We start from the raw sequence: 19,682 nt of genomic DNA, 5'->3' as shown, positions 1-19,682 counted from the left end.
GTGTCGTGTTTTGCCGGTCGGCTTATTCGCTGGATTAGTTGCCCGATTAACGCTTCGGCCGGATCACGTTGGAGAGTGTGCGATGTTGCTTAGCTTGCGTGCGCGTCTGCTGTTGTGGCTGCTGCTGCCGCTCGCGCTCTTTGTCTTCGTGACGGGCAGGATGTCGTATGACGCGGCGCGCCAGACCGCCGACCTGCTGCAAGACAACGCATTGCTGTCTTCGGCGCGCACCATCATCGAAGACGTCGATTGGGAGAACGGTGCGCTGACCGCGAATATCCCGCCCGCCGCGCTCGAGATCTTCGAGTCGCCGTATCAGGATCAGGTGTTCTATAAGGTGATCGTGGGGCGCGACCGGCTGCTCGGCGGCAGTCCCGATCTCGCGCTGCCTGCGGGCCACGCCAGGTTTCCGGTGTTCTACAACACCACGCTCGGCGAGTTGCCGATTCGCGCGGTCGCCTACGAGCGGCAACTGTACGACTCGGGCAGGGCCGAGCAGGTCACCGTGATCGTCGGCAAGACGCAGGCGTCGCGGCAGGCGATGATCGAAGATTTGTGGCGTCCTCAGCTGGTTCGGCAGTGGTTGATGCTGGCGTTGGTGGTGGTGCTCGTGCCGTTCGGCCTGACGATGGAATTGCGGCCGCTGATGAAGCTCAAGGACGACGTCGCCGACCGCGAGCCAATGGAGCTCGAACCGATCCGCGTGCATCATTTGCCGTCGGAGCTGCGGCCGATCGTCGATGCGATCAACCAATGCATCGCGCGCCTGAAACTGCATACGACGACGCAGCGCCAATTCATCGCCGACGCGGCACACCAATTGCGCACGCCGTTGACATTGCTCGACACGCAGGTGCAATGCGCGAGCCAATGCGATCTGCGCGATCCGGCGTTGACAGAAGCGTTGACGGGCATTCGCCGCACGAGCCAGAAGATGGCGGATATGACAAGTCAATTGCTGCTGCTTGCGCAGGCCGAGTCGGTGTCGTTGCCGCGCATGCAGGCGAGGGTGGATCTCGCGGCGGTAGTGTCGTCGGTGCTGGAGGAGCTGGTGGTGGCCGCGCAGCAGCGGCAAATCGATCTCGGCGCCGAGCTCGACGACGGCCTCTACGTGGCGGGCAGCGAAAGCCTGCTCGCGGCGCTCGTGTCGAATCTGGTCGACAACGCCATCCGCTATACGCACGAAGGGGGGAGCGTGACCGCGCTGTGCCGGCGTGACGGCGGCGAGGTGGTGCTGCAGGTGGTGGACAACGGCCCCGGCATTCCGGCCGAAGCGCGCGCGCATGTGTTCGAGCGTTTCTACCGTGTGTCGAGCGATGTCGAAGGTTCGGGGCTGGGGCTTGCGATCGTGCATCAGATTGCGCTCTCGCACGGCGGCACGGTTACCATGACGCCTGGAGCGGGGCGGATCGGGCTCGTCATGACGGTCCGCTTGCCTGCATGGAGGACTGAGGAAAAGGTATGAAGCTGTTGCTCGTCGAAGACAACGTCGAACTTTCGCATTGGATCGTCAACCTGCTGCGCGCGGAGAATTTCGCCGTCGATTGTGTTCCCGACGGCGAATCCGCGGACTCGGTGCTGACGACCCAACGCTATGACGTCGTGCTGCTCGACATGCGTTTGCCGCGCATGAGCGGCAAGGACGTGCTCGCGCGGCTGCGCCGCCGGCGCGACAACGTGCCGGTGCTGATGCTGACCGCGCACGGCTCGATCGACGACAAGGTCGATTGCTTCAGCGCGGGCGCGGACGACTACGTCGTCAAGCCCTTCGACGGCCGCGAGCTGGTGGCGCGCATCAAGGCGCTGATCCGCCGGCAGTTGAGCGACCGATCGGGCTGGCTCATGTGCGGCGATCTGCAATACATCTCCGACACGCGCGAGTTCCGCCACAACGACGTGCCGCTGAATCTGCGCCGCCGCGAGCACGCGATCCTGGAGACGCTGATGCTGCGGCAGGGCAAGACCGTTTCGAAGACGACGCTGATGGATAGCGTCTACGGCCTCGACGACGAGCCGAGCGCGGACGCCATCGACATCTACATCCATCGATTGCGCAAGCATCTCGCGAGCTCGAGCGCGCAGATCATGACGCTGCGGGGCCTTGGCTACATCCTTCGAACGAAGGATGCGTCTTAAGCGTATGCAGGATTTCATATCCTGTATCAGTGATATCACTAAGTTGTGCGAATCAGACGCGAAAGGAGCGTGAAGGATTGAGGTAACTAGGATTCGTCTCATCCGTTGTTCGTCGTGGCGACCGGGCAACCGGCAGGCAGTAACCGGCAGCGGACAAATCAGAAATTCAACGCAGCAATCTGAGGAGACAATCTTGAAGCAAAAGTACCTCGCGTTCGCCGTCGCAGCCGGCGCCGTGGCAGCGTCCAGCGCGCACGCGCAATCCAGCGTCCAGCTTTACGGCCTCATCGACCTGAGCGTGCCCACGTATCAATCCCACGCCGACGCGAACGGCAATCACGTGATCGGCATGGGCCTTGGCGGCGAGCCGTGGTTCAGCGGCAGCCGCTGGGGCTTGAAGGGCGCCGAAGACATCGGTGCCGGCACGAAGATCATCTTCCGCTTGGAAAGCGAATACCGCGTGAGCGACGGCAACATGGAAGACCCGAACCAGATCTTCGACCGTGACGCCTGGGTAGGCATCCAGAACGACACGATCGGCAAGTTCACGGCGGGCTTCCAGAACACGATCGCGCGCGATGCAGCCGCGATCTACGGCGACCCGTACGGCACTGCGCAGCTCACGACCGAAGAAGGCGGCTGGACCAACGCCAACAACTTCAAGCAGATGATCTTCTACGCAGCGAGCGCCACGGGCACCCGCTACGAGAACGGCCTCGCGTGGAAGAAGCTGTTCAACAACGGCCTCTTCGCGAGCGCGGGCTACGCGTTCGGCAACTCGACGAGCTTCGGCAACAACGCCAACTACCAGTTCGCCCTTGGCTACGACGGCGGCCCGTTCAACGCGTCGACGTTCTACAACCACGTGAACCGCGACGGCTTCACGAACCAGACGTACTCGGTCGGCGGCAACTATACGTTCGGCATCTTGCGCGCGAACGCGGGCTACTTCCGCTATTGGGGCAACCAGGGCGCGCTCGGCCAGCGTCAGGACAACTCGTGGACGGTGTCGTTCAAGCTCTCGCCGAAGGGCGCGCTCGACTACGAGCTCGGCTATCAGCAGATGCGCGTGCATAACGCTGCCTACAACAGCAGCGGCGATATCGCGAACGCGAACATCGGCGCGTTCGATCCGACGCAAGGCACGCACAACGGCTACAAGGAAACGCTGTACGGCTCGATCTTCTATCACCTGTCGAAGCGCACGGAAGTCTATCTGGCTGCCGACTATATGAAGCTGCACGGCGGCTACACGGTGGGCAGCACGTTCGGTGCGACCAACCAGCTCGAGGCGACCACGGGCATCCGTACGCGCTTCTGATCCGAGGCTCATCTCCTCGCAGTACCCCCTCCTCATCAAAGGGGCTCCGAATTGCGGCGGCGGACTTGTCCGCTCGCCGCTTTTTTCTGGTCGACGCAACTCGTGTCCTAGAGGGCAACCATGTTCAGGAACGCTACCGTCCGCGTGGCGCTGACGATGACGATCGCCGGCTTCACGGCGGCGCTGATGCTCGTGATCGCGGCATCGATTGCCGGCTTGCAAAGCGCCAATCACGCGCTCGAAAGGATGTACACCGAAGAGACCGCCGCGCTGCGCCATCTCGCGGCAAGCAGCGAAGCGCTGCAGCAAGTGCGGGTTGATCTAGGCGCGTACGAAATGCTGGTCGCGCAGGGTAAGCCGACGGCGCCCGTGCTCGCGCGCGTGCATGCCGAATTGACCGACAGCAATCGTGAGCTTGCCGGCTACACGGCGCAGCAACGGTCGAGCGAGACGGAGAAGGCGCTCGCCGATACGCTGCGAGCGAAGCGCGACCGTCTATTGAAAGAGGTGCTGACGCCTGAGATCGCGGCACTCGACCAAGACGACTTCATGACCTTCCGCACGACGGAGCGGCAAGCGCCGGACGCCGTGTTCGCCGATTTCAAGCAGGCGTCGCTCGCGCTCGAAGACTTTCAGGTGCAGCATCAAAAGGCGCGCTTCGAAGCGGCGCAGCAGAATTTCACGCGGCTGCTTTGGCTTTTTGCGGCCATCGGCTGCGCGGCCATCGCGCTGGGTCTCTTTGCGCGTTACGTGTTGACGGCGTCGATCGTTCAGCCGATCAATGCGGCGATTCATCACTTCGAGCGCATCGCCGCGGGCGATCTCACGGCTTCCATCGATGCACAGCGTTCGAACGAAATGGGCCGGCTCTTGGCCGCGCTTGCACGCATGCAGGCCGGCCTCGCCGCCGCGGTGGCGCAGGTGCGTCATGGCACGGCGGCGATCACGCACGGCGTGCGGGAAATCGCGAGCGGCAATGCCGATTTGTCGACGCGCACCGAACAGCAGGCGGCGACGCTCGAGGAAACCGCCTCCAGCATGGAAGAGCTGACCGCGACGGTCAGGCAGAACGCCGATAACGCCCGGCACGCGAGCGCGCTGGCCGAGAACGCCGCGCAGATCGCAGCGCGCGGCGGCGACGTGGTCGGCCAGGTCGTCGAGGTGATCGCGGATATGTCGTCCGGTTCGAGCCGCATCGTCGACATCATCGGCGCGATCGAAGGCATCGCGTTCCAAACCAACATCCTCGCGCTGAACGCGGCCGTCGAGGCGGCGCGCGCGGGCGAGGAGGGGCGCGGTTTCGCCGTGGTCGCGGGCGAGGTGCGTGCGCTCGCGCAGCGTTCGGCCGCGGCGGCGAAGGAAATCCGCGAGCTGATCGGGGATTCCGTCGCGAAGGTGCGAAACGGCACCGAACTCGCGGCGCGCGCTGGCGCGACGATGGCGGAAATCGTCAGCGCCGCGCGCAGCGTGACGGGCATCGTCAGCGAAATCAGCGTCGCGTCCGAGGAGCAGTCGCGCGGCATCGACCAGATCAACCGCGCGGTCTCGCAGATGGATAACGCGACTCAGCAGAACGCGGCGCTCGTCGAAGAGGCGGCTGCGGCGGCCGCGTCGCTCGACGAACAGGCGCGTGCGCTCGACGATGCGGTGGCGGTGTTCCGGCTGCACGAGCCAGATGGTGCTTTGGCGACCGCCGACGCACTCGTGAACGGGCACGGCGCAACGCTGGACCCATCGGCCGCCTACGCATGACGCAAGCCCACGACAGCGTCGAGTCGTTCTTGATCAAGGGCATCACGCATCACGGCAAGACGTTTCGTCCCGGCGATTGGGGCGAGCGTCTGATGGGCGTGATCACGCTTTACGTCGGCGAGCGGCGGCCTGGGACGCACGTGGCGTCGACGCGCCTTGCAATGCCGGTCGTCGAGGGCGGCGTCAAATGTCTGATCGTTTCGGGCGAGCTGCGGCGCGCCTGCCCCGATGCGTTCGATTTCGTCATCCGCTTTGCGCGCGATAACGAGCTGCCGGTCGAGGTGCGTATCGAGTCGCGTGGCGACGCCGGGCAGAGCGGGAAGGCGCAGAGCACCTGACGCGGCGAGCCGTCCGCGCGCAACCGATGCCCGTTCTCGGCTGTCAAAACCAGTAGCCTGGCTTTGCGACGAGGAGGCGTGCAATGGACAAGCTAACAGTCCTCTGCTGGCTATGCACCGTCCTGTGCCTTTGCGCACTGACGAGCGTCGCGGGATGCGACGCGTTGAGCGGACCGCCCGCCCTCGAGTGGCCGGGGCCGCACGCGCCGTATCCGTTCCCGGACGACGTTCCGCATCGCACCTCGTAAGCCGCCGCGAGCGCTGGACGGCGCGAAGCGGTTAGCTTCAGCCGACGTCCGCACAGGTGATGTTCGGCGCCGTGTAGGGCGTCGGATAGTCGGATGTCGGGCCGCTCAGGAGGCGCAGGCGCTGCGTCGCGAGGACGTCGGCTTTCGTTTGCTGGCGGCGGGTGAGGGCCGCGGGGGTGTCGCCGCTCGGCAGCGGCTCGTTGACGGCGCATTGCAGCGTCTTGCCGGCAAGCTGAACGGTCGTCTGATAGGCGTAGGCGGGTTGCGCGGCCATCGTGTCGGCTGCCCAGAAAGCGGCGACGCCCAGCAGTGCGCAAGTGAGGTTTCGAATCTTCATGACGTGCTCCTTATGAATCGTCTCCGCTATTTGACAGCGGCGGACGGGTTAGAGATATGGCGCATCCTGAAACTCTCTTTTTCCGGAAATGCGCTGTTTCGTGGGTAAACACAGATTCATGAGGGCGTATTCCCGGGGCGTGTGCTGAGGGAAATTGAATGACGTCGATCGGAGGGAATCGACCGCGCTGAAGCGTTTTGGGGCCGAGAAAGGCGGAAAGGGGGCGGAACGCAGAGTCGAAAAGCAAAAACCCGCGAAGCTTTGCGCTATCGCGGGTCGGTGGGTGTTGATGTGTTTGGTGCGAGGGCGTTTGCCTCGGCCTGGTAGTCGGGGCTCCGGGGTGCCCGAATCGACAGTTCAGAGCCAGCAAGGGAGCCTATCTTGACTGCCGGGAACGATACTTGCACGATCTTCAAGTTACGCCCCCGCTTGGCCACAGATGTGGAAACGATCCTGCTGGTTGATGATGACGCGAGAATCCTTGCACCCCTGCAGTTGCTGCTGGAAGCGGAAGGCTACCGTGTCCTTCTTGCCCTGGATGGGGAGGCGGCTGTCAACGTGACGGATATTGAACATCCCGATCTGATCGTTACCGACTGGATGATGCCGGTGCTCGACGGCGTCGCCTTCTGCCGACGTCTTAAGGAAAACACGGCCACTGCTCGCATTCCCGTCGTAATGCTCACGGCTGCGGTGCCGCCAGCGTCGGCGGAAGCCCTCTGGAACGCGCTGCTGAGCAAGCCGGCACCGATAACGCACCTTGTCGATGTGATCCGTGACTTGCTGAGACTCACAGGCGGAGGGGAACCCCTTTGAACGCACCGCTGTCCGTGCTCCAAAAGCCTGCGAATGGATCGAGATGGTGGCGCAGATCGGGCGGATCCGGGAAGTGATCGATGCGTCTCAGGAGGCGTTCGCGAGGGGCGTAACCATAGAGGTTGATTTGCCGCTCAGGATGAGGCTGCCATAGCCATGCCCGCGTAGTTGATCCTTCGAAGAGGTACGTACCTCCAGCCACGCCGCCATCGACGATTTGTCTGACTGCACGCCTTCGCACACAGACCTCGTTTCGAATAGGCCGCTGGCCTCGGCTGTGGCGATCACTGAGGAATAGAGTTCTATTTCCTGAAGTATGAATGCGAGCAAATGCGCTAATTCGCGAAGCACGTCATCCTCGGGCGGGTCTTCCAGGCGTTGGCTCGTCGAAAAATCGCTTCGCTGCGGTTCCTGCACTTCGGAATTTTCCTCGATCCGCCCAAGACACTCGGCGAGCAGACGTTGATGTTCAAGCGTCTGCTCCAGAAAAGCTTCTATCGCGGCAGATATTTGTCCGCACTGGGGGTGACGTTCGAGAAACGCTATGAGTAACGCCGCTGCGCCTTGTTCGCCCGTATAGGCGTTGCGCAACAGACAAAGCAACTCCTGTCGTTCTGTGCTCACGATGAATCGCCGTATCGTAAATGCGATGAGAAGAAAAAATCATCGTCATGGTGATAAAGAAGGATAACGAAGGAATTCATATAACTTCCTTAACGAGGCTGATCGTTTTCTGTTCGGGCAATGGGTAAGAGGATCGAAATTCGAAGTCAGCCAATGCTGCGGTAATAGCGCCGGACCGACTGGCGGCAATCCAAGAACTTTGCCCACAGAATTCACGGTAGGCACCGCGCAGGGCACGGTCAAGGCAATTCTCGTAACACTTTTTCAGCCGGGGACTCCAGCTTGCCGCATCGACTGCGGTGATGCACCGTATCGTTCACCGTCCGCAAGGAACACGCACGTTGGTGCAGTCAGAGAGCGGCTAGTAACCGGAGTTGATGTTCGCTTTCGGCCCCGCGAACCAGTGCGTAGGCCCGAATCTCCATGCGCTCAAGGAGCGAAATGGATTCCGATCCGGAAAAGTCGTTCCACGCGTCGTCCGCGATCGAGGTCGGCGCGCCCCGGGCTCTCGCGAACGTTCGAAGGAGAAGGCTTGCCTCTCGACGCAGGACATAACGGTCAGCGTTCAGAACATACGGCGGACAGCCATTGCGTAAAACGAGGTAGTACGGAAGCACATTGCGATCACTTTGCATGTAGGCGAGACCAGTTCGGAAGAATGCGTGCGTTCGGTTTCTCGCATCGCCGTGGCCGACCGATGCGTTTGACCGATCGAAGAATTGCGCCGAAGGATGCTCTCCGCCAGCAGTCTTTTCACATGTCGATGACCGAAGCGCCGCTCACCTTTCCATCGATGATGTCCATTCCTTGCTGCCGGGCGGCACGCCTTGCCATACCGAAGTCGGAAAATGTATGCGCTTGGTTCAGCCTGAAAACGCGGCTTGCGGCGGAGGTTGCTATCGCGCCCGGACGACATATCCGTACCGCAATGTCATATCCTTCGGCATAACGGGAATGTCCGTCAAAGCGATTGAATTTGCGGGCGAAGACGAGGGGATGAAGTTCGTACCCCTTGTAGAGAAGAAGCGGGTGTGTCGACATGATTTTCACTCCACAGGGGACGACTCACTATACCCGGGAACGAGCAACGTAGGGCGGCGCCGAGACTGTTACCAGAATTAAATTGACCGTAGGTGCCCTCGCGCGTATGTTGAATTGCGAGGTCTGCAGAGCGGATCGCTGTCCGCACATGACGACGGTTATCAGCCTCGTTCCTTCTCCACTGTACGTGGCGACCTCTTCAAGAACATCCACCGACAACCACGCCTGCTTGCCGCGCTATGAGGCGGCTCCAAGATGCCGGCTTCGTCGCACAAGCGACCGATGCGGCCCTTATGATGACGCGAACGTAAGGCGAGGCTCGCGATTCCATCGGACATCGAGATCACGGTCACATCAGGAGTGTCTATGAATTCTTACGTGACCGAGCCAGATCACGGAACTGGAATGAGCGAGGATGCACTTGAATTCCATCGCAGTTCTAACGGTGATAGATGGCTTCTGTGCCACGGCGCGCACAAAGCTACTGTCGTGCGCCACGTGCCGAACGCGGCGTCGGCGGGCATCGTATCGGAACTTGCGGTCGCGGCGTTTCTCTCGTCCGAGAGGTGCGGACCCGAGCACAATGCCTTGGTTGACCTGCTCTCTGAACTAATTTCGCCTAGCGGGGACCCTGTGCGGCCACACGGCGCGCCTGAGGAGTCTCGGCTACGCACTGCGCGGCTTCTGGAGTCCCATCCCCCAGAGGCAGCGGACGCGCTGCTTCTCGCCGTGACGCGCGTATGTACGTTTGTGCAGGGACGTCGGTTGACCAATGCGAGCGGCTTTTTTTTCCAGCAGGGGGAGCGCCTGTTTCTCGTCACCAGCCGGCACGTCATGATTGACGAGTCGGGTGAGCATTTCCCCGATCGGCTGGAGATCGAGTTTCATGTCGACGCGGAGAACCTGGCCGCCGCCACGTGGATGGCCGTTCCGTTATACGCCGCAGGGAGGGCTCTCTGGCGTCAGGGAATGGATGATGGTGGCGAGGTCGATGTCGCCGTAGTGGAGCTCGATAGGGCTGCGTTGCCGCCGGGCGCGATATTTCACGCATTCGGCCCCGGTCATCTGCCGCGTCCGGGGGATGCGATGCCGATTGGGGCGTCCCTGCTGATCGTCGGTTTTCCGCTTGGATTCCACGATTCGCTGCACCATTTGCCCGTCGTTCGGCAAGGCGTGCTGGCGTCGGCATTTGGCCTGCGTTTTCAGGGGAAGGGCTGTTTCGTCACGGACGCACGAACCCACCGCGGCACCAGCGGAGCGCCGGTTGTTCTGAGAGCACCATCTGAAGGTAGGATGCCTGATGAACTGCCGTGGCTGCTTTTGGGTGTCCATTCTTCGAGCATCGATATGAGCGGCAGGGATGTGCATCTGGATGAGTCGCTCGGACTGAACAGCGCATGGTATGCGGATATTCTGATGGTCTTGACGGCTCACTAGCTGCACATCTTGCGTCTCCGATTGCATCGGATGATGAGCGAAATTTGATTGGGCATTCGACAGGCGCGTCGGTGTGCCCGCGCGACAGCTTCCGGTCAGTACTGCTTTTTCGGCGGCAACGAGCGTCTAATCTGTTTTCGCAATCGAGACACAGCTGCTGCTTTTTTCCGCTTGCGCTTCGCAGTCGGTGTTTCATAAGCCATCCTGGCCCGTAGTTCCTTTATCAGGCCAGTGTTCTCGATCGAACGTCGGAAGCGGCGCAATGCAACTTCCAACGGTTCGTTCAGCTTGGGGGTTACGGTAGTCAATTCTTTTCCTGGTTGTGAGTTTGCGAATTCCCGATCGAAGAGCCTGAAACACAGCGGTCTGCGAGCGGCCACTATACGCGTGATGCCCCGCTGGGTAACGACATTTCTCCATCAACAATGGACGAGAGGCGGTGGAGTACCGCATCCATTTCAATTCCACTGGTAACCACGCAAATTCCTCTCGCCAGTCAATATCGCGGTTATGCGGTTCGGCCGTCTGCTCACCGTCTGGTCAACCAAAGCGCGTGTCCAGCCACTCCTGCCCCCAGTTTTTCGCATAGGCTATTGCGTCCTCGCGGACGTCAAAACCCTCCAGATCCCCACTCAGATGAATGTCGTACTCGCTGCCATCCGCACGGCTGGTGCTGATGCGGGCATGGGCGATGTACTCGTCGTCGGCCCTGCGTGGCGTGGGGTCGATGACGAATCGGGTTGAATTGAATTGCATTTTCTTTCCTTGCTGGGTTGCCGCGCGGCCATGATCGTTGCGGAGCGTCTTGTGGATGGGAAGAGCCGCGTCACGCGTTCAGAAGGGCCATGATTTGGCCGGCCTGACGGTCCGACTCACAGCTCGCCATGCCGTCCTTGCGTAGCAGTGCGCGAATTGACACGAACATCAGATAGGCATCCGAATCGACCTCGTGACGACCGTCGCGGATGACGTCCTCCAGCTCGGCAGGTGCCCCCAAGGGCAGAAACCTGTCGACAATGCCGGAACCATCGCGTCGAATCCACTTCAACAGGTCGCTCGTATCCATATCAAACCTCCAATGTTGCCTGCGTGCCCGATCGCAAACGCGTGCCGATCGGGTCCGGCGTGGAGCGAGCCGCGAATCACAACTCCAGATCGAGAACGTTTGTGTCCTGAGAGCAGGTGTCGATGAGGTGTTCCGCATAAGCAGTCGATGCGCGCCGCGCGTCGCCGGCGTTTTGGAAGGGCTTGGCCATCGCAAGCCTGAATACTCGGCTGCGCGGCATCTCCTCCGAGCTTCCGGGCTGCTGTATGCGCACGGCAGCGTCGAACCCTTCGTCGTAGTTACGCCCGCGCCCTGGCTCGGTGGCACGATGCGGATAGACCAGTGGATACACTTCCAGTCCACGGTAGAGACGGAAACCTGTTGTCATGGGAAACCTTTAAGACCGCATCACTACGCGGCGGAACGGAGAAGGAGCGCGAGCGACTGAAATTAGTCGCCACACGATCGGCCGAGTTGTTCGGCCTGCGATGAAAGTGAGCGGCCCGATTCCGTTGGGAAGGGCGACGGGGGAGGCGCCGGGAGCGGTCGTGGGACTGTCAACGATTTGATGCTACGCCCATTGCCGGATTTGTACAGAGAAAGTTTTCTGACTCCAGCATCGGTCGCGAAGCGGCGAAGTGAATCGACCGCGGGCATGCGCATCGTGTCATGACGCAGGCGGGGCCGCAGCCGACGTTCGCATGCCGCCGCGTAAAGACGCAAAATTAACGACGGCGAAACGCGGCTCTTTGCGTTGCGCCACTGGCCCGTTCGTCCTTGTGTCGAAAGTTGATTCTTCCTTTCGTCAAGTCATACACCGAGAGTTCCAGCGTTACCCGATCACCGGCGAGGATACGAATGTGATTCTTGCGTATGCGGCCGGATGCGTATGCCCCTACCACCACGCCATTGTCGAGCGTGACGCGGTAGCGGCTGTCCGGCAGCACTTCGTCAACGATACCGTCGAGTTCCAGCAGTTCTTCCTTTGCCATTCAAGGTTCCTAATTAATTGGCGGGGCATCGGCGCGCGATGCATCGCTGAGGGAGAAGCCGCGAGCGTCGATTGGCTCACGCCCGCTCGATCGTGGGAAGCACGGGGTTTGGTGGGTAGCCCCGCGTCTTGGAAGTCATGGGCCACACCCTGTCCGGGCGGCGAGTCATGCACGCGAGGGGACTGGGTAAGACACGGCGGTCCGCAATCCTGGTCCGATGGGCGTCGGGGCGTGCAGTGCAACGGGAGCTTCTATCGCCGGCCTTACTGGGCGATCAGTCAAAGGATGATTCGCGGTGAACCAGCGCGCGTCTTGCCGGCGCCGTGCGAAGAGGAGTAGACCCTGTATTGTAACCGAAGGCTGGCATCTTCACAGGAACTGCCGACGGGGCCAGAACGATGGGCTGTTGTCGGTCAGTTCTCGCGCGTAGGGGGCTGCGGATTGTTTGCTGGGTTCGTGTCGTATTTCGATATCCCTTTGATGCGCAGTTCGTCCACGAGAATTGAGAGGCCAGCCTCCAGAGCGTCTGCAACTTCTTTCGAGTACACCTCCTGGCCGCGCACGTACACCGTGTAGACCTGAAGGTGTTTTGCCTTCTTCAAGGGGTCCTCGATCGTCGTTTTTGTCCACTGATAGAGCGGATAAAGGTGGACGCCCTTTTCTTCCGCCTCAGTCACGTAGTCGAAAAACGCGTCGAACTGACACGTCAGCGTCGCCCCAAATTTCGCGAGAACATTGTTGAGGGATTTCAGCGCCTCATTTGATGGCTCTCGCCGCACCATCATTGCGAAGTCGTCACTGAACCGGATTCGCACCTGCCATTGCCATAAAGCGTTCATGAGTCTCCATCACTGCGCTAGGTTCGCCGTATCAGGTTGAGTGCCGGGTCGAGTGTTGCCCGCGAATCTCACGGGACCTTGGTGCGCTTCGTCATATTGTCCGCCGGCAGCATGCCCGGCAATGCCTCTACAAAGAAGTCCGCCTGTAGTGCGGCCCCAGCCTGCACGTCATACTGAGCGAAGTCCCGAACGCCTGCCGCCAACAGCACTTCGTCGTCTAGAAAGAAATTTCCCGAACACTCCCTGGATGGGCGCGTCAAGATATAGCGGGCCGCGTCGGCGACTATCTCCGGCGTGCGGCACGCAGCAATCATGGCCGCGCCGCCAATTTCGTTTTTCACGGCAGCCGTCGCAATCGCGGTTCTTGGCCACAGCGAATTCACAGCGACGCCACGGTCCTTGAATTCGCCAGCCAGCGCCAAAGTGAACAGGCTCATCGTATATTTAGCGATGGTGTATGCCGGAAAATCCTTGAACCACTTCGGGTCCGTGACCAGCGGTGGCGACAGCGTGAGGATGTGTGGATTCGGCGCATTGAGAAGGTGAGGCAGGCAGGCCTGTGCGCAGACAAACGTGCCTCTGCCGTTGACCCCGTGCATGAGGTCGTATCGCTTAACGGGCGTATCCAGCGTTCCGGTCAATCGAATGGCGCTGGCATTGTTCACAAGGATGTCGATACCGCCAAACGCCTCTACAGTTTTGGCAACTGCGTCCTTTACGCGTTCCTCGTCGCGTATGTCGACGACAAGTGGAAGCGCCTTGCCGCCAGCAGCTTCCACGGCAGCGGCTGCCGTATGAATCGTACCTTCAAGCCTCGGGTCCGGGTCCGCCGTCTTCGCTGCAATCACGACGTTCGCGCCGTCACGTGCCGCTCTTAACGCGATGGCAAGTCCGATACCGCGACTGCCCCCTGACATGAATAGGGTCTTGCCGGCAAGGCTCATGGTCGTCTCCTGGTAACACGCGTCAGCATACGCGTTTGCGACAAAGGGGCGGCTTCGGTTGTCTCTCTTGAATCATCAGCTTTCGTGCGCGTGTCGCTGCGCAGATAGATGAGCAGATTGCAGTTGCAGCTCTCAACAGCGCCCTTTTATGTGGCGGGTAAAAGCGACTGGGCCTGCTGAAGAAGCGCGTGCGACGCGGCAAACTCGCTACGTCCAGCCATAGTCAGTGCGGCTTCACCGGTGCGCGCGAAAAGCTCGTCGTCGGACGTCTCGACTGCATTCAAACCGAGCCCAAGTTGGTCGAATCGGCGGAAGAACGCGAGCATTTGGAACGCATCGAACCGCCAGTCTTGGGGACCGCTTTTAGCTAGTATCTCGGCGGCTGCTGACAATTGCCGGGTGGCTGCGAGGAATTCGGAGCGCTCCACGATGATCTCCTCATAAGCCGGTCGTTGGAACCGACATTAGCCTTTACGGCCGTTCGTCGGTCTCGGGCATTTAGGACAGGACCTCATGCTCGAGCTGGTCCATCGTCACATGGCGAACATCGGTTCCTTTGACAATATAGACGACGAACTCAGCAATATTGGTTGCGTGGTCCCCGATGCGCTCGATGGCTTTCGCGATGAACATGTACTCCAGGCCATTCGAAATGACCCGGGGGTCATCCGTCATCTTCGTGACGAGCTTGCGCGTGAACGCTCGAAACTCGTTATCGATGGCTGCGTCATCTCGGACAATCTGCGCAGCGGCGATGGTATCCATACGCGCGAAGGCATCGAGCGCTCTGCGCAGAATGTTCAAGGCCATCTCTCCAGAAGACCTGATTTCGGCAATACCGATGGCCGGCGCCCCGCCGTTCTCGTGAATGCGCCGTAAGCGCTTTGCAACTTTCCGCGCTTCATCACCGGCACGTTCGAGGTTGGTGATGCACTTCGAGATGGCCAAGAGGAGTCGAAGATCGCGAGCCGCAGGCTGTCGGCGTGCGATGACGTTACTCACCTCCTCGTCGATTTCGAGCTCCATCCGATTGACGCGCTGCTCGCTCGCACGGACCGCGCTGACGGTTGCCGAATCAAACGCGTTGAGCAACTCGAGCGCGAGTGCAATCTGTGATTCCACAAGTCCGCCCATCTCGAGCAGCCTCGTCGATACGAGACTGAGGTCGGCATCAAAACCGCTGGAAAGATGTTTTTCTGACATGGATCCCGCTCCCCGTAACTTCGCGGTCAGGCAGCCACCCTTTAGGGTCAATTCGGCGCCTTGCTCCCATGATTGTCGAGCCTTGTTTTTCTCGTATGGGAGTCAACCGTATATACGGTTTTATCGTACGCCCGCCATTAAACACTTGCAACGAGGCGGTTCGCGCATTCCTTACCGGGGATCGGCGAGCGGCATCGAGGTCTCTCCGAGCGGAGGGGGGCGAAGCAGACCAGCGACCACCATAAATGTCGCCCGATACCAACGGCTGTCCACGAATCGAGCAAGATCGCCAAGAAAAGAAAAACCCCGTAAGACCTTGGTCTTACGGGGTTTCCTGGAATACTTCGGCTCATGCCGGAACAACTGTTGGTGCCCAGGGCCGGAATCGAACCGGCACGCCTTGCGGCGGGGGATTTTGAGTCCCCTGCGTCTACCAATTTCACCACCTGGGCTTATCTCGATCGTCACGCGTACGGTCGCGCATGACGGAAGACAGCGATTATGGCGGAAAACAGCGAAACGAGCAAGTTTACCGGTTTCACCCCCTCCAGCACGGGGCCGAAGGGCGTTCTGGCTTACTGGCTCAAGTAGACAAACTTCCCGTTCTTGATGACGCCCATCACGCTAGAGCGCTGATCGAGCCCGACGTGGTCCTTCGCGCTCGTATTGACGACGCCGTTCGGCACCACGAGCTCATGTGCGTTCTCGAGTTCCCGGCGCAACGCGACGCGAAACTCGGGCGTGCCGGGCTGCGCGGTTTTCAGCGCCCGGGCGACGGCGTCCTGAAGCCGCGGATAGACGCCCGCGGCATCCCCGGCGAACTGCGTCACGGTGCCCGGCCCGTACTTCGCCTCGTAGGCATCGACGAATGCGAGCGCCGCCTTCTTCGCCGGATGATCGGCCGGCAGCGTGCGCGCGACCACGACCGGCTGCGTCGGAAACAGCGTCCCTTCGACATCCTTGCCGCCCAGCTTGATGAACTCGGGCGTCGCGATGCCGTGCGTCTGATATATCGGCCCCTTGAAGCCGCGCTCGACGAGCGTGCGCTGCGGCAGCACAGTCGGCGTGCCCGCGCCCGCGATCAGGATTGCGTCGGGCTTCGCCGCCATCAGCTTGAGCACCTGGCCGGTCACGCTCGTATCGGTGCGATTGAAGCGCTCGGTCCCGACGATCTTGATGTGCCGCAACTCTGCGAACTTCGAAAACTCGTTGAGCCAGCTATCGCCATAGCTGTCGGCAAAACCGATGAAGCCCACCGTCTTCACGTTGTGGTTCGACATGTAGCGCGTCATCACATCGGCCATCGCGCTGTCGGTCTGCGCCATCTTGAACGCCCACACGCGCTTGCCTTCCTGCGGCTCCACCACCGACGCCGAGCCGATCAGCGTGATCATCGGCGTCTGGTATTCGGAGACCGGATCGAGCGCCGCGAGTGCCGCCGGCGTGACGTTGGGCCCGACGATCACGTCGACCTTGTCCTCAGCCACGAACTTGCGGATGTTGCGCACGGCGGCGCCCGGGTCCGAGCCGTCGTCGAGGATGAGGTACTGCGCGTTCTGGCCGGCGATCGTCTTCGGCCACATCAGCATCGCGTTCTTGCTCGTGATGCCGATCGTGGCGGCGGGGCCGGTGGTGGACAGGTCGATGCCGACTTTGATATCGGCGTGGGCGGCAGCGCTCAGTGCGAGCGCGGCCAGCGCGAGCGCACAGCGCATTTTCTTGGACAACGTCATCTGGGTCCCCGGTGTGGAATTAAAGCTCGTAACTTTCGTGCTCGCCCTTCAACGCTTGCTCGATCAACTTGCGATTGAGCGTCGGCGACAGCAGCTCGACGAGCGTATACACATAGCTGCGCAAATACGCACCCTGTTTGAGGGCGACGCGCGTCACGTTGCTGCCGAACAGGTGGCCGACCGGCATCGCCCGCAGGTGCCGGTCGCGCTCGGCGTTGAACGCGATGTCGGCCATGATGCCGACGCCGAGCCCGAGCTCGACGTAAGTCTTGATGACGTCGGCATCGATCGCTTCGAGCACGATGTCCGGCACGAGGCCGCGCAGTTGAAACGCGTGATTGATCTTCGTGCGGCCGGCAAACGCGTTGTCGTACGTAATCAGCGGATATTGCGCGAGATCGTTCAGCGACAGTGTCTTGCGCTCGAGCAGCGGGTGGTCGGCGGGCATGACCGCCACGTGGTGCCATTGGAAGCAGGGCAGCGACACCAACTCTTTGTAGCCCGCAATCGCCTCGGTCGCGATCGCGAGGTCGGCCTGGTCGTGCATCACCATTTCGGCGACCTGGGTCGGGCTGCCTTGCAGAATTGAAAGGTGGACCTTTGGGAAGCGCTTCTTGAACTCGGCGATCGCGGCAGGCAGCGAGTAGCGAGCCTGCGTGTGGGTTGCGGCGATCACGAGATTGCCCTGGTCCTGCGCGGCGAAATCCTTGCCGACGCGTTTCAGGCTCTCAACCTCCTGAAGAATGCGCTCGACCGACGCCAGGATGATCCGCCCCGGCTCCGTCAGCGAGCGCACGCGCTTGCCGTGCCGCGTGAAGATTTCGACGCCCAGCTCGTCCTCCAGCTCGATGATCGCCTTTGAAACCCCCGGCTGCGACGTATACAGGGCCTTGGCCGCTTCAGTCAGATTGAAGTTCTGGCGGACGGCCTCGCGGACGAAGCGAAACTGGTGCAGGTTCATTTATAACCCTTCCGCATATGCAAACAAGTTTTTAGTCGTTTGAAATATAAGGCCAGTTTATTACGATCACCGCAGGTTTTTCAATATCGATATCTGTATTTGTCATTAGCAAATGAGCAGACGGTCTAAACGACCGGCGCTTTTGCGAATCGACAAGCTGTTTCGGACGCTGCGTGGCTAGGACGCAGCGTGGCACATAGACACTGGGGTCCCCGAATGTACCAATACGATCAGTACGACCAGACACTCGTCGACGAGCGCGTCGCGCAGTACCGCGACCAGGTTCGACGCCGCCTGTCGGGCGAATTGAGCGAGGAAGAGTTCCGTCCGCTGCGCCTGCAAAACGGCTTGTACATGCAGCGCCACGCGTACATGCACCGCATCGCGATTCCTTACGGCAACCTGCGCAGCGACCAGTTGCGCATGCTGGCCCGCATCGCACGTGAGCATGACCGCGGCTACGGCCATTTCTCGACGCGCACGAACATCCAGTACAACTGGATCAAGCTCGAGGAAACGCCGGAACTGCTCGCGAAGCTGGCGTCGGTGCAGATGCACGGCATCCAGACGTCGGGCAACGACATCCGCAACATCACGGCCGACCAGTTCGCCGGCGTCGCACCCGACGAAATCGTCGATCCGCGCCCGTGGGCCGAGATTCTGCGCCAATGGTCGACGTTCCACCCCGAATTCAACTGGCTGCCGCGCAAGTTCAAGATCGCGGTGTCGGGCACGAAGGAAGACCGCGTCGCGGTGCAGATCCACGATTTGGGCGTCTATCTGTCGAAGAACGAAGCGGGCGAAGTCGTCTGCGCGATTCTCGCGGGCGGCGGCCTGGGTCGTACGCCGGTCATCGGCTCGGTGATCCGCGAAAACCTGCCGTGGCAGCACCTGCTCACGTATTGCGAAGCCGTGCTGCGCGTGTATAACCGCTTCGGCCGCCGCGACAACATGTACAAGGCGCGCATCAAGATTCTCGTGAAGGCGCTTGGGGCCGAGAAGTTCGCGCAGCAAGTCGAAGAGGAGTGGCAGCACCTGAAGGACGGCCCGTCGACGCTCACGCAGGAAGAGTACGACCGCGTCGCGCAATACTTCCAGCCGCCGCAATACGAGAAGCTGTCGGATACCGACGCCTCGTTCGAGAAGCATCTGCTCGAAAGCAAGCCGTTCGCGCGCTGGATCGAGCGCAACCTGCATCCGCACAAGGTGCCGGGCTACGCGGCGGTGACGCTGTCGCTGAAGCCGGCCGTGGGCGCGCCTGGCGACGCCACCGACGTCCAAATGGAAGCCGTGGCCGACTGGGCGGACCAGTACTCGCTTGGCGAAATCCGCGTGTCGCACGAGCAGAACCTGATTCTCGCGAACGTGAAGAAGCGCGACCTGTTCGCCTTGTGGGAAGAAGCGAAGAAGCAAGGGTTCGCGACGCCGAACATCGGCCTTCTGACGGACATCATCGCGTGCCCGGGCGGTGACTTCTGCTCGCTGGCGAATGCGAAGTCGCTGCCGATCGCGCAGGCGATCCAGGACCGCTTCAGCGATCTCGACTACGTGTACGACCTCGGCGACCTGTCGCTGAACATCTCGGGTTGCATCAACTCGTGCGGCCACCACCACGTCGGCAACATCGGCATTCTCGGTGTCGACAAGGACGGCTCCGAGTGGTACCAGGTGACGCTCGGCGGCGAGCAGGGCACGGGCGCCACGGGCGCGCATCTCGGCCGCGTGATCGGCCCGTCGTTCTCGGCTGAGGAAATGCCGGACGTGCTGTCGAAGGTGATCGATACCTTCGTCGAGAACCGCATCGACAGCGAGCGCTTCATCGACACGTACAACCGCATCGGCGTCGCACCGTTCAAGGAACGCGTGTACGCATCGCGTCAACCGGCGCACGCTTGACGCGCGACTGAGCTAAGGA

General features: G+C 61.1%; 24 protein-coding genes and 1 tRNA gene. 9 read left to right on the top strand and 16 right to left on the bottom strand.

Annotated features, from left to right (window positions below):
* The first annotated feature begins 82 nt into the window (after positions 1-82).
* The 6 genes from AAHK20_RS13375 to AAHK20_RS13350 all read left to right on the top strand — a co-directional run bounded on the left by AAHK20_RS13375 (position 83) and on the right by AAHK20_RS13350 (position 5,795).
* The gene (locus AAHK20_RS13375; RefSeq protein WP_449181930.1) at positions 83-1,465 is read left to right on the top strand and encodes a sensor histidine kinase N-terminal domain-containing protein; all 1,383 of its coding nucleotides are present in this window, start codon (positions 83-85) and stop codon (positions 1,463-1,465) included.
* Positions 1,462-2,136, top strand: coding sequence for a response regulator (locus AAHK20_RS13370; RefSeq protein ID WP_449181929.1), 675 nt, complete (start codon positions 1,462-1,464; stop codon positions 2,134-2,136). The genes AAHK20_RS13375 and AAHK20_RS13370 overlap by 4 nt, the downstream gene beginning before the upstream one ends.
* Before the next feature lie 157 nt (positions 2,137-2,293).
* Positions 2,294-3,457: a porin gene (locus AAHK20_RS13365; protein WP_498063345.1), complete on the top strand. Its 1,164-nt coding sequence runs from the start codon at positions 2,294-2,296 to the stop codon at positions 3,455-3,457.
* Positions 3,458-3,577: 120 nt separating this feature from the next.
* A complete protein-coding gene (locus tag AAHK20_RS13360) occupies positions 3,578-5,209 on the top strand; it encodes a methyl-accepting chemotaxis protein (RefSeq protein WP_449181927.1) in 1,632 nt (543 codons plus the stop codon).
* On the top strand, positions 5,206-5,547 hold the full coding sequence (locus AAHK20_RS13355; RefSeq protein WP_449181926.1) for a DUF3579 domain-containing protein: 342 nt from the start codon (positions 5,206-5,208) through the stop codon (positions 5,545-5,547). Before AAHK20_RS13360 ends, AAHK20_RS13355 begins: the two co-directional genes overlap by 4 nt.
* Before the next feature lie 83 nt (positions 5,548-5,630).
* Positions 5,631-5,795: a hypothetical protein gene (locus tag AAHK20_RS13350; RefSeq protein ID WP_449181925.1), complete on the top strand. Its 165-nt coding sequence runs from the start codon at positions 5,631-5,633 to the stop codon at positions 5,793-5,795.
* Between the two features lie 37 nt (positions 5,796-5,832).
* On the opposite strand, the gene AAHK20_RS13345 is transcribed toward AAHK20_RS13350, so the two are convergent.
* On the bottom strand, positions 5,833-6,132 hold the full coding sequence (locus AAHK20_RS13345; protein ID WP_449181924.1) for a hypothetical protein: 300 nt from the start codon (positions 6,130-6,132) through the stop codon (positions 5,833-5,835).
* Between the two features lie 441 nt (positions 6,133-6,573).
* Between AAHK20_RS13345 and AAHK20_RS13340 the strand changes: the two genes are divergently transcribed.
* Positions 6,574-6,948, top strand: coding sequence for a response regulator (locus AAHK20_RS13340; protein WP_449181923.1), 375 nt, complete (start codon positions 6,574-6,576; stop codon positions 6,946-6,948).
* Positions 6,949-7,035: 87 nt separating this feature from the next.
* Here the strand turns inward: AAHK20_RS13340 and AAHK20_RS13335 are convergent, their stop codons facing one another.
* From AAHK20_RS13335 to AAHK20_RS13325, 3 genes are all read right to left on the bottom strand, one after another.
* Complete coding sequence (locus tag AAHK20_RS13335; protein ID WP_449181922.1) at positions 7,036-7,572, bottom strand: DUF892 family protein; 537 nt, start codon at positions 7,570-7,572, stop codon at positions 7,036-7,038.
* Between the two features lie 350 nt (positions 7,573-7,922).
* Complete coding sequence (locus tag AAHK20_RS13330) at positions 7,923-8,207, bottom strand: hypothetical protein (protein ID WP_449181921.1); 285 nt, start codon at positions 8,205-8,207, stop codon at positions 7,923-7,925.
* A gap of 118 nt (positions 8,208-8,325) precedes the next feature.
* Complete coding sequence (locus AAHK20_RS13325; protein WP_449181920.1) at positions 8,326-8,613, bottom strand: hypothetical protein; 288 nt, start codon at positions 8,611-8,613, stop codon at positions 8,326-8,328.
* A gap of 366 nt (positions 8,614-8,979) precedes the next feature.
* Between AAHK20_RS13325 and AAHK20_RS13320 the strand changes: the two genes are divergently transcribed.
* A complete protein-coding gene (locus AAHK20_RS13320) occupies positions 8,980-10,050 on the top strand; it encodes a S1 family peptidase (protein ID WP_449181919.1) in 1,071 nt (356 codons plus the stop codon).
* Between the two features lie 95 nt (positions 10,051-10,145).
* Here the strand turns inward: AAHK20_RS13320 and rpsU are convergent, their stop codons facing one another.
* The 12 genes from rpsU to AAHK20_RS13260 all read right to left on the bottom strand — a co-directional run bounded on the left by rpsU (position 10,146) and on the right by AAHK20_RS13260 (position 17,767).
* A complete protein-coding gene (gene rpsU, locus AAHK20_RS13315) occupies positions 10,146-10,358 on the bottom strand; it encodes a 30S ribosomal protein S21 (protein WP_449181918.1) in 213 nt (70 codons plus the stop codon).
* A gap of 232 nt (positions 10,359-10,590) precedes the next feature.
* Positions 10,591-10,806, bottom strand: coding sequence for a hypothetical protein (locus AAHK20_RS13310; protein WP_449181917.1), 216 nt, complete (start codon positions 10,804-10,806; stop codon positions 10,591-10,593).
* Positions 10,807-10,876: 70 nt separating this feature from the next.
* Positions 10,877-11,116 carry a hypothetical protein gene (locus AAHK20_RS13305; protein ID WP_449181916.1) on the bottom strand — a complete coding sequence of 80 codons (240 nt, stop codon included), beginning with the start codon at positions 11,114-11,116 and terminating at the stop codon, positions 10,877-10,879.
* Positions 11,117-11,192: 76 nt separating this feature from the next.
* The gene (locus tag AAHK20_RS13300) at positions 11,193-11,483 is read right to left on the bottom strand and encodes a hypothetical protein (RefSeq protein WP_449181915.1); all 291 of its coding nucleotides are present in this window, start codon (positions 11,481-11,483) and stop codon (positions 11,193-11,195) included.
* A 337-nt stretch (positions 11,484-11,820) separates the two neighbouring features.
* Positions 11,821-12,087 carry a translation initiation factor IF-1 gene (gene infA / locus AAHK20_RS13295; protein ID WP_449181914.1) on the bottom strand — a complete coding sequence of 89 codons (267 nt, stop codon included), beginning with the start codon at positions 12,085-12,087 and terminating at the stop codon, positions 11,821-11,823.
* A gap of 413 nt (positions 12,088-12,500) precedes the next feature.
* On the bottom strand, positions 12,501-12,926 hold the full coding sequence (locus AAHK20_RS13290) for a hypothetical protein (protein ID WP_449181913.1): 426 nt from the start codon (positions 12,924-12,926) through the stop codon (positions 12,501-12,503).
* Between the two features lie 68 nt (positions 12,927-12,994).
* Complete coding sequence (locus AAHK20_RS13285) at positions 12,995-13,870, bottom strand: SDR family oxidoreductase (RefSeq protein ID WP_449181912.1); 876 nt, start codon at positions 13,868-13,870, stop codon at positions 12,995-12,997.
* 146 nt (positions 13,871-14,016) lie between these two features.
* A complete protein-coding gene (locus AAHK20_RS13280) occupies positions 14,017-14,298 on the bottom strand; it encodes a hypothetical protein (RefSeq protein ID WP_449181911.1) in 282 nt (93 codons plus the stop codon).
* Positions 14,299-14,368: 70 nt separating this feature from the next.
* Entirely contained in the window at positions 14,369-15,073 is a 705-nt protein-coding gene (gene phoU / locus AAHK20_RS13275; protein ID WP_449181910.1) for a phosphate signaling complex protein PhoU, read from the bottom strand.
* A 367-nt stretch (positions 15,074-15,440) separates the two neighbouring features.
* Positions 15,441-15,525 (bottom strand) — tRNA-Leu (locus tag AAHK20_RS13270).
* Positions 15,526-15,648: 123 nt separating this feature from the next.
* Positions 15,649-16,806, bottom strand: coding sequence for an ABC transporter substrate-binding protein (locus AAHK20_RS13265; protein WP_449181909.1), 1,158 nt, complete (start codon positions 16,804-16,806; stop codon positions 15,649-15,651).
* Positions 16,807-16,825: 19 nt separating this feature from the next.
* The gene (locus AAHK20_RS13260; RefSeq protein WP_449181908.1) at positions 16,826-17,767 is read right to left on the bottom strand and encodes a CysB family HTH-type transcriptional regulator; all 942 of its coding nucleotides are present in this window, start codon (positions 17,765-17,767) and stop codon (positions 16,826-16,828) included.
* Between the two features lie 216 nt (positions 17,768-17,983).
* Between AAHK20_RS13260 and AAHK20_RS13255 the strand changes: the two genes are divergently transcribed.
* On the top strand, positions 17,984-19,663 hold the full coding sequence (locus AAHK20_RS13255) for a nitrite/sulfite reductase (protein ID WP_449181907.1): 1,680 nt from the start codon (positions 17,984-17,986) through the stop codon (positions 19,661-19,663).
* The last annotated feature ends 19 nt before the right edge of the window (positions 19,664-19,682 follow it).

The sequence above is a fragment of the Trinickia camelliae genome, from assembly GCF_053525655.1.
The sequence above is the reverse complement of the archived record's forward strand: the minus strand, read 5'-3'. Positions and strand labels throughout refer to the sequence as shown.

Bases quoted from the DNA above. Each gene is read 5' to 3' on its own strand.
- phoU (WP_449181910.1), bottom strand. From the start codon at position 15,073: ATGTCAGAAAAACATCTTTCCAGCGGTTTTGATGCCGACCTCAGTCTC.
- AAHK20_RS13355 (WP_449181926.1), top strand. From the start codon at position 5,206: ATGACGCAAGCCCACGACAGCGTCGAGTCGTTCTTGATCAAGGGCATC.
- AAHK20_RS13290 (WP_449181913.1), bottom strand. From the start codon at position 12,926: ATGAACGCTTTATGGCAATGGCAGGTGCGAATCCGGTTCAGTGACGAC.
- AAHK20_RS13375 (WP_449181930.1), top strand. From the start codon at position 83: ATGTTGCTTAGCTTGCGTGCGCGTCTGCTGTTGTGGCTGCTGCTGCCG.
- AAHK20_RS13285 (WP_449181912.1), bottom strand. From the start codon at position 13,870: ATGAGCCTTGCCGGCAAGACCCTATTCATGTCAGGGGGCAGTCGCGGT.
- AAHK20_RS13350 (WP_449181925.1), top strand. From the start codon at position 5,631: ATGGACAAGCTAACAGTCCTCTGCTGGCTATGCACCGTCCTGTGCCTT.
- AAHK20_RS13310 (WP_449181917.1), bottom strand. From the start codon at position 10,806: ATGCAATTCAATTCAACCCGATTCGTCATCGACCCCACGCCACGCAGG.
- infA (WP_449181914.1), bottom strand. From the start codon at position 12,087: ATGGCAAAGGAAGAACTGCTGGAACTCGACGGTATCGTTGACGAAGTG.
- AAHK20_RS13325 (WP_449181920.1), bottom strand. From the start codon at position 8,613: ATGTCGACACACCCGCTTCTTCTCTACAAGGGGTACGAACTTCATCCC.
- AAHK20_RS13320 (WP_449181919.1), top strand. From the start codon at position 8,980: ATGAATTCTTACGTGACCGAGCCAGATCACGGAACTGGAATGAGCGAG.
- AAHK20_RS13360 (WP_449181927.1), top strand. From the start codon at position 3,578: ATGTTCAGGAACGCTACCGTCCGCGTGGCGCTGACGATGACGATCGCC.
- AAHK20_RS13330 (WP_449181921.1), bottom strand. From the start codon at position 8,207: ATGCAAAGTGATCGCAATGTGCTTCCGTACTACCTCGTTTTACGCAAT.
- AAHK20_RS13260 (WP_449181908.1), bottom strand. From the start codon at position 17,767: ATGAACCTGCACCAGTTTCGCTTCGTCCGCGAGGCCGTCCGCCAGAAC.
- AAHK20_RS13370 (WP_449181929.1), top strand. From the start codon at position 1,462: ATGAAGCTGTTGCTCGTCGAAGACAACGTCGAACTTTCGCATTGGATC.
- AAHK20_RS13265 (WP_449181909.1), bottom strand. From the start codon at position 16,806: ATGACGTTGTCCAAGAAAATGCGCTGTGCGCTCGCGCTGGCCGCGCTC.
- AAHK20_RS13345 (WP_449181924.1), bottom strand. From the start codon at position 6,132: ATGAAGATTCGAAACCTCACTTGCGCACTGCTGGGCGTCGCCGCTTTC.
- AAHK20_RS13305 (WP_449181916.1), bottom strand. From the start codon at position 11,116: ATGGATACGAGCGACCTGTTGAAGTGGATTCGACGCGATGGTTCCGGC.
- AAHK20_RS13300 (WP_449181915.1), bottom strand. From the start codon at position 11,483: ATGACAACAGGTTTCCGTCTCTACCGTGGACTGGAAGTGTATCCACTG.
- AAHK20_RS13255 (WP_449181907.1), top strand. From the start codon at position 17,984: ATGTACCAATACGATCAGTACGACCAGACACTCGTCGACGAGCGCGTC.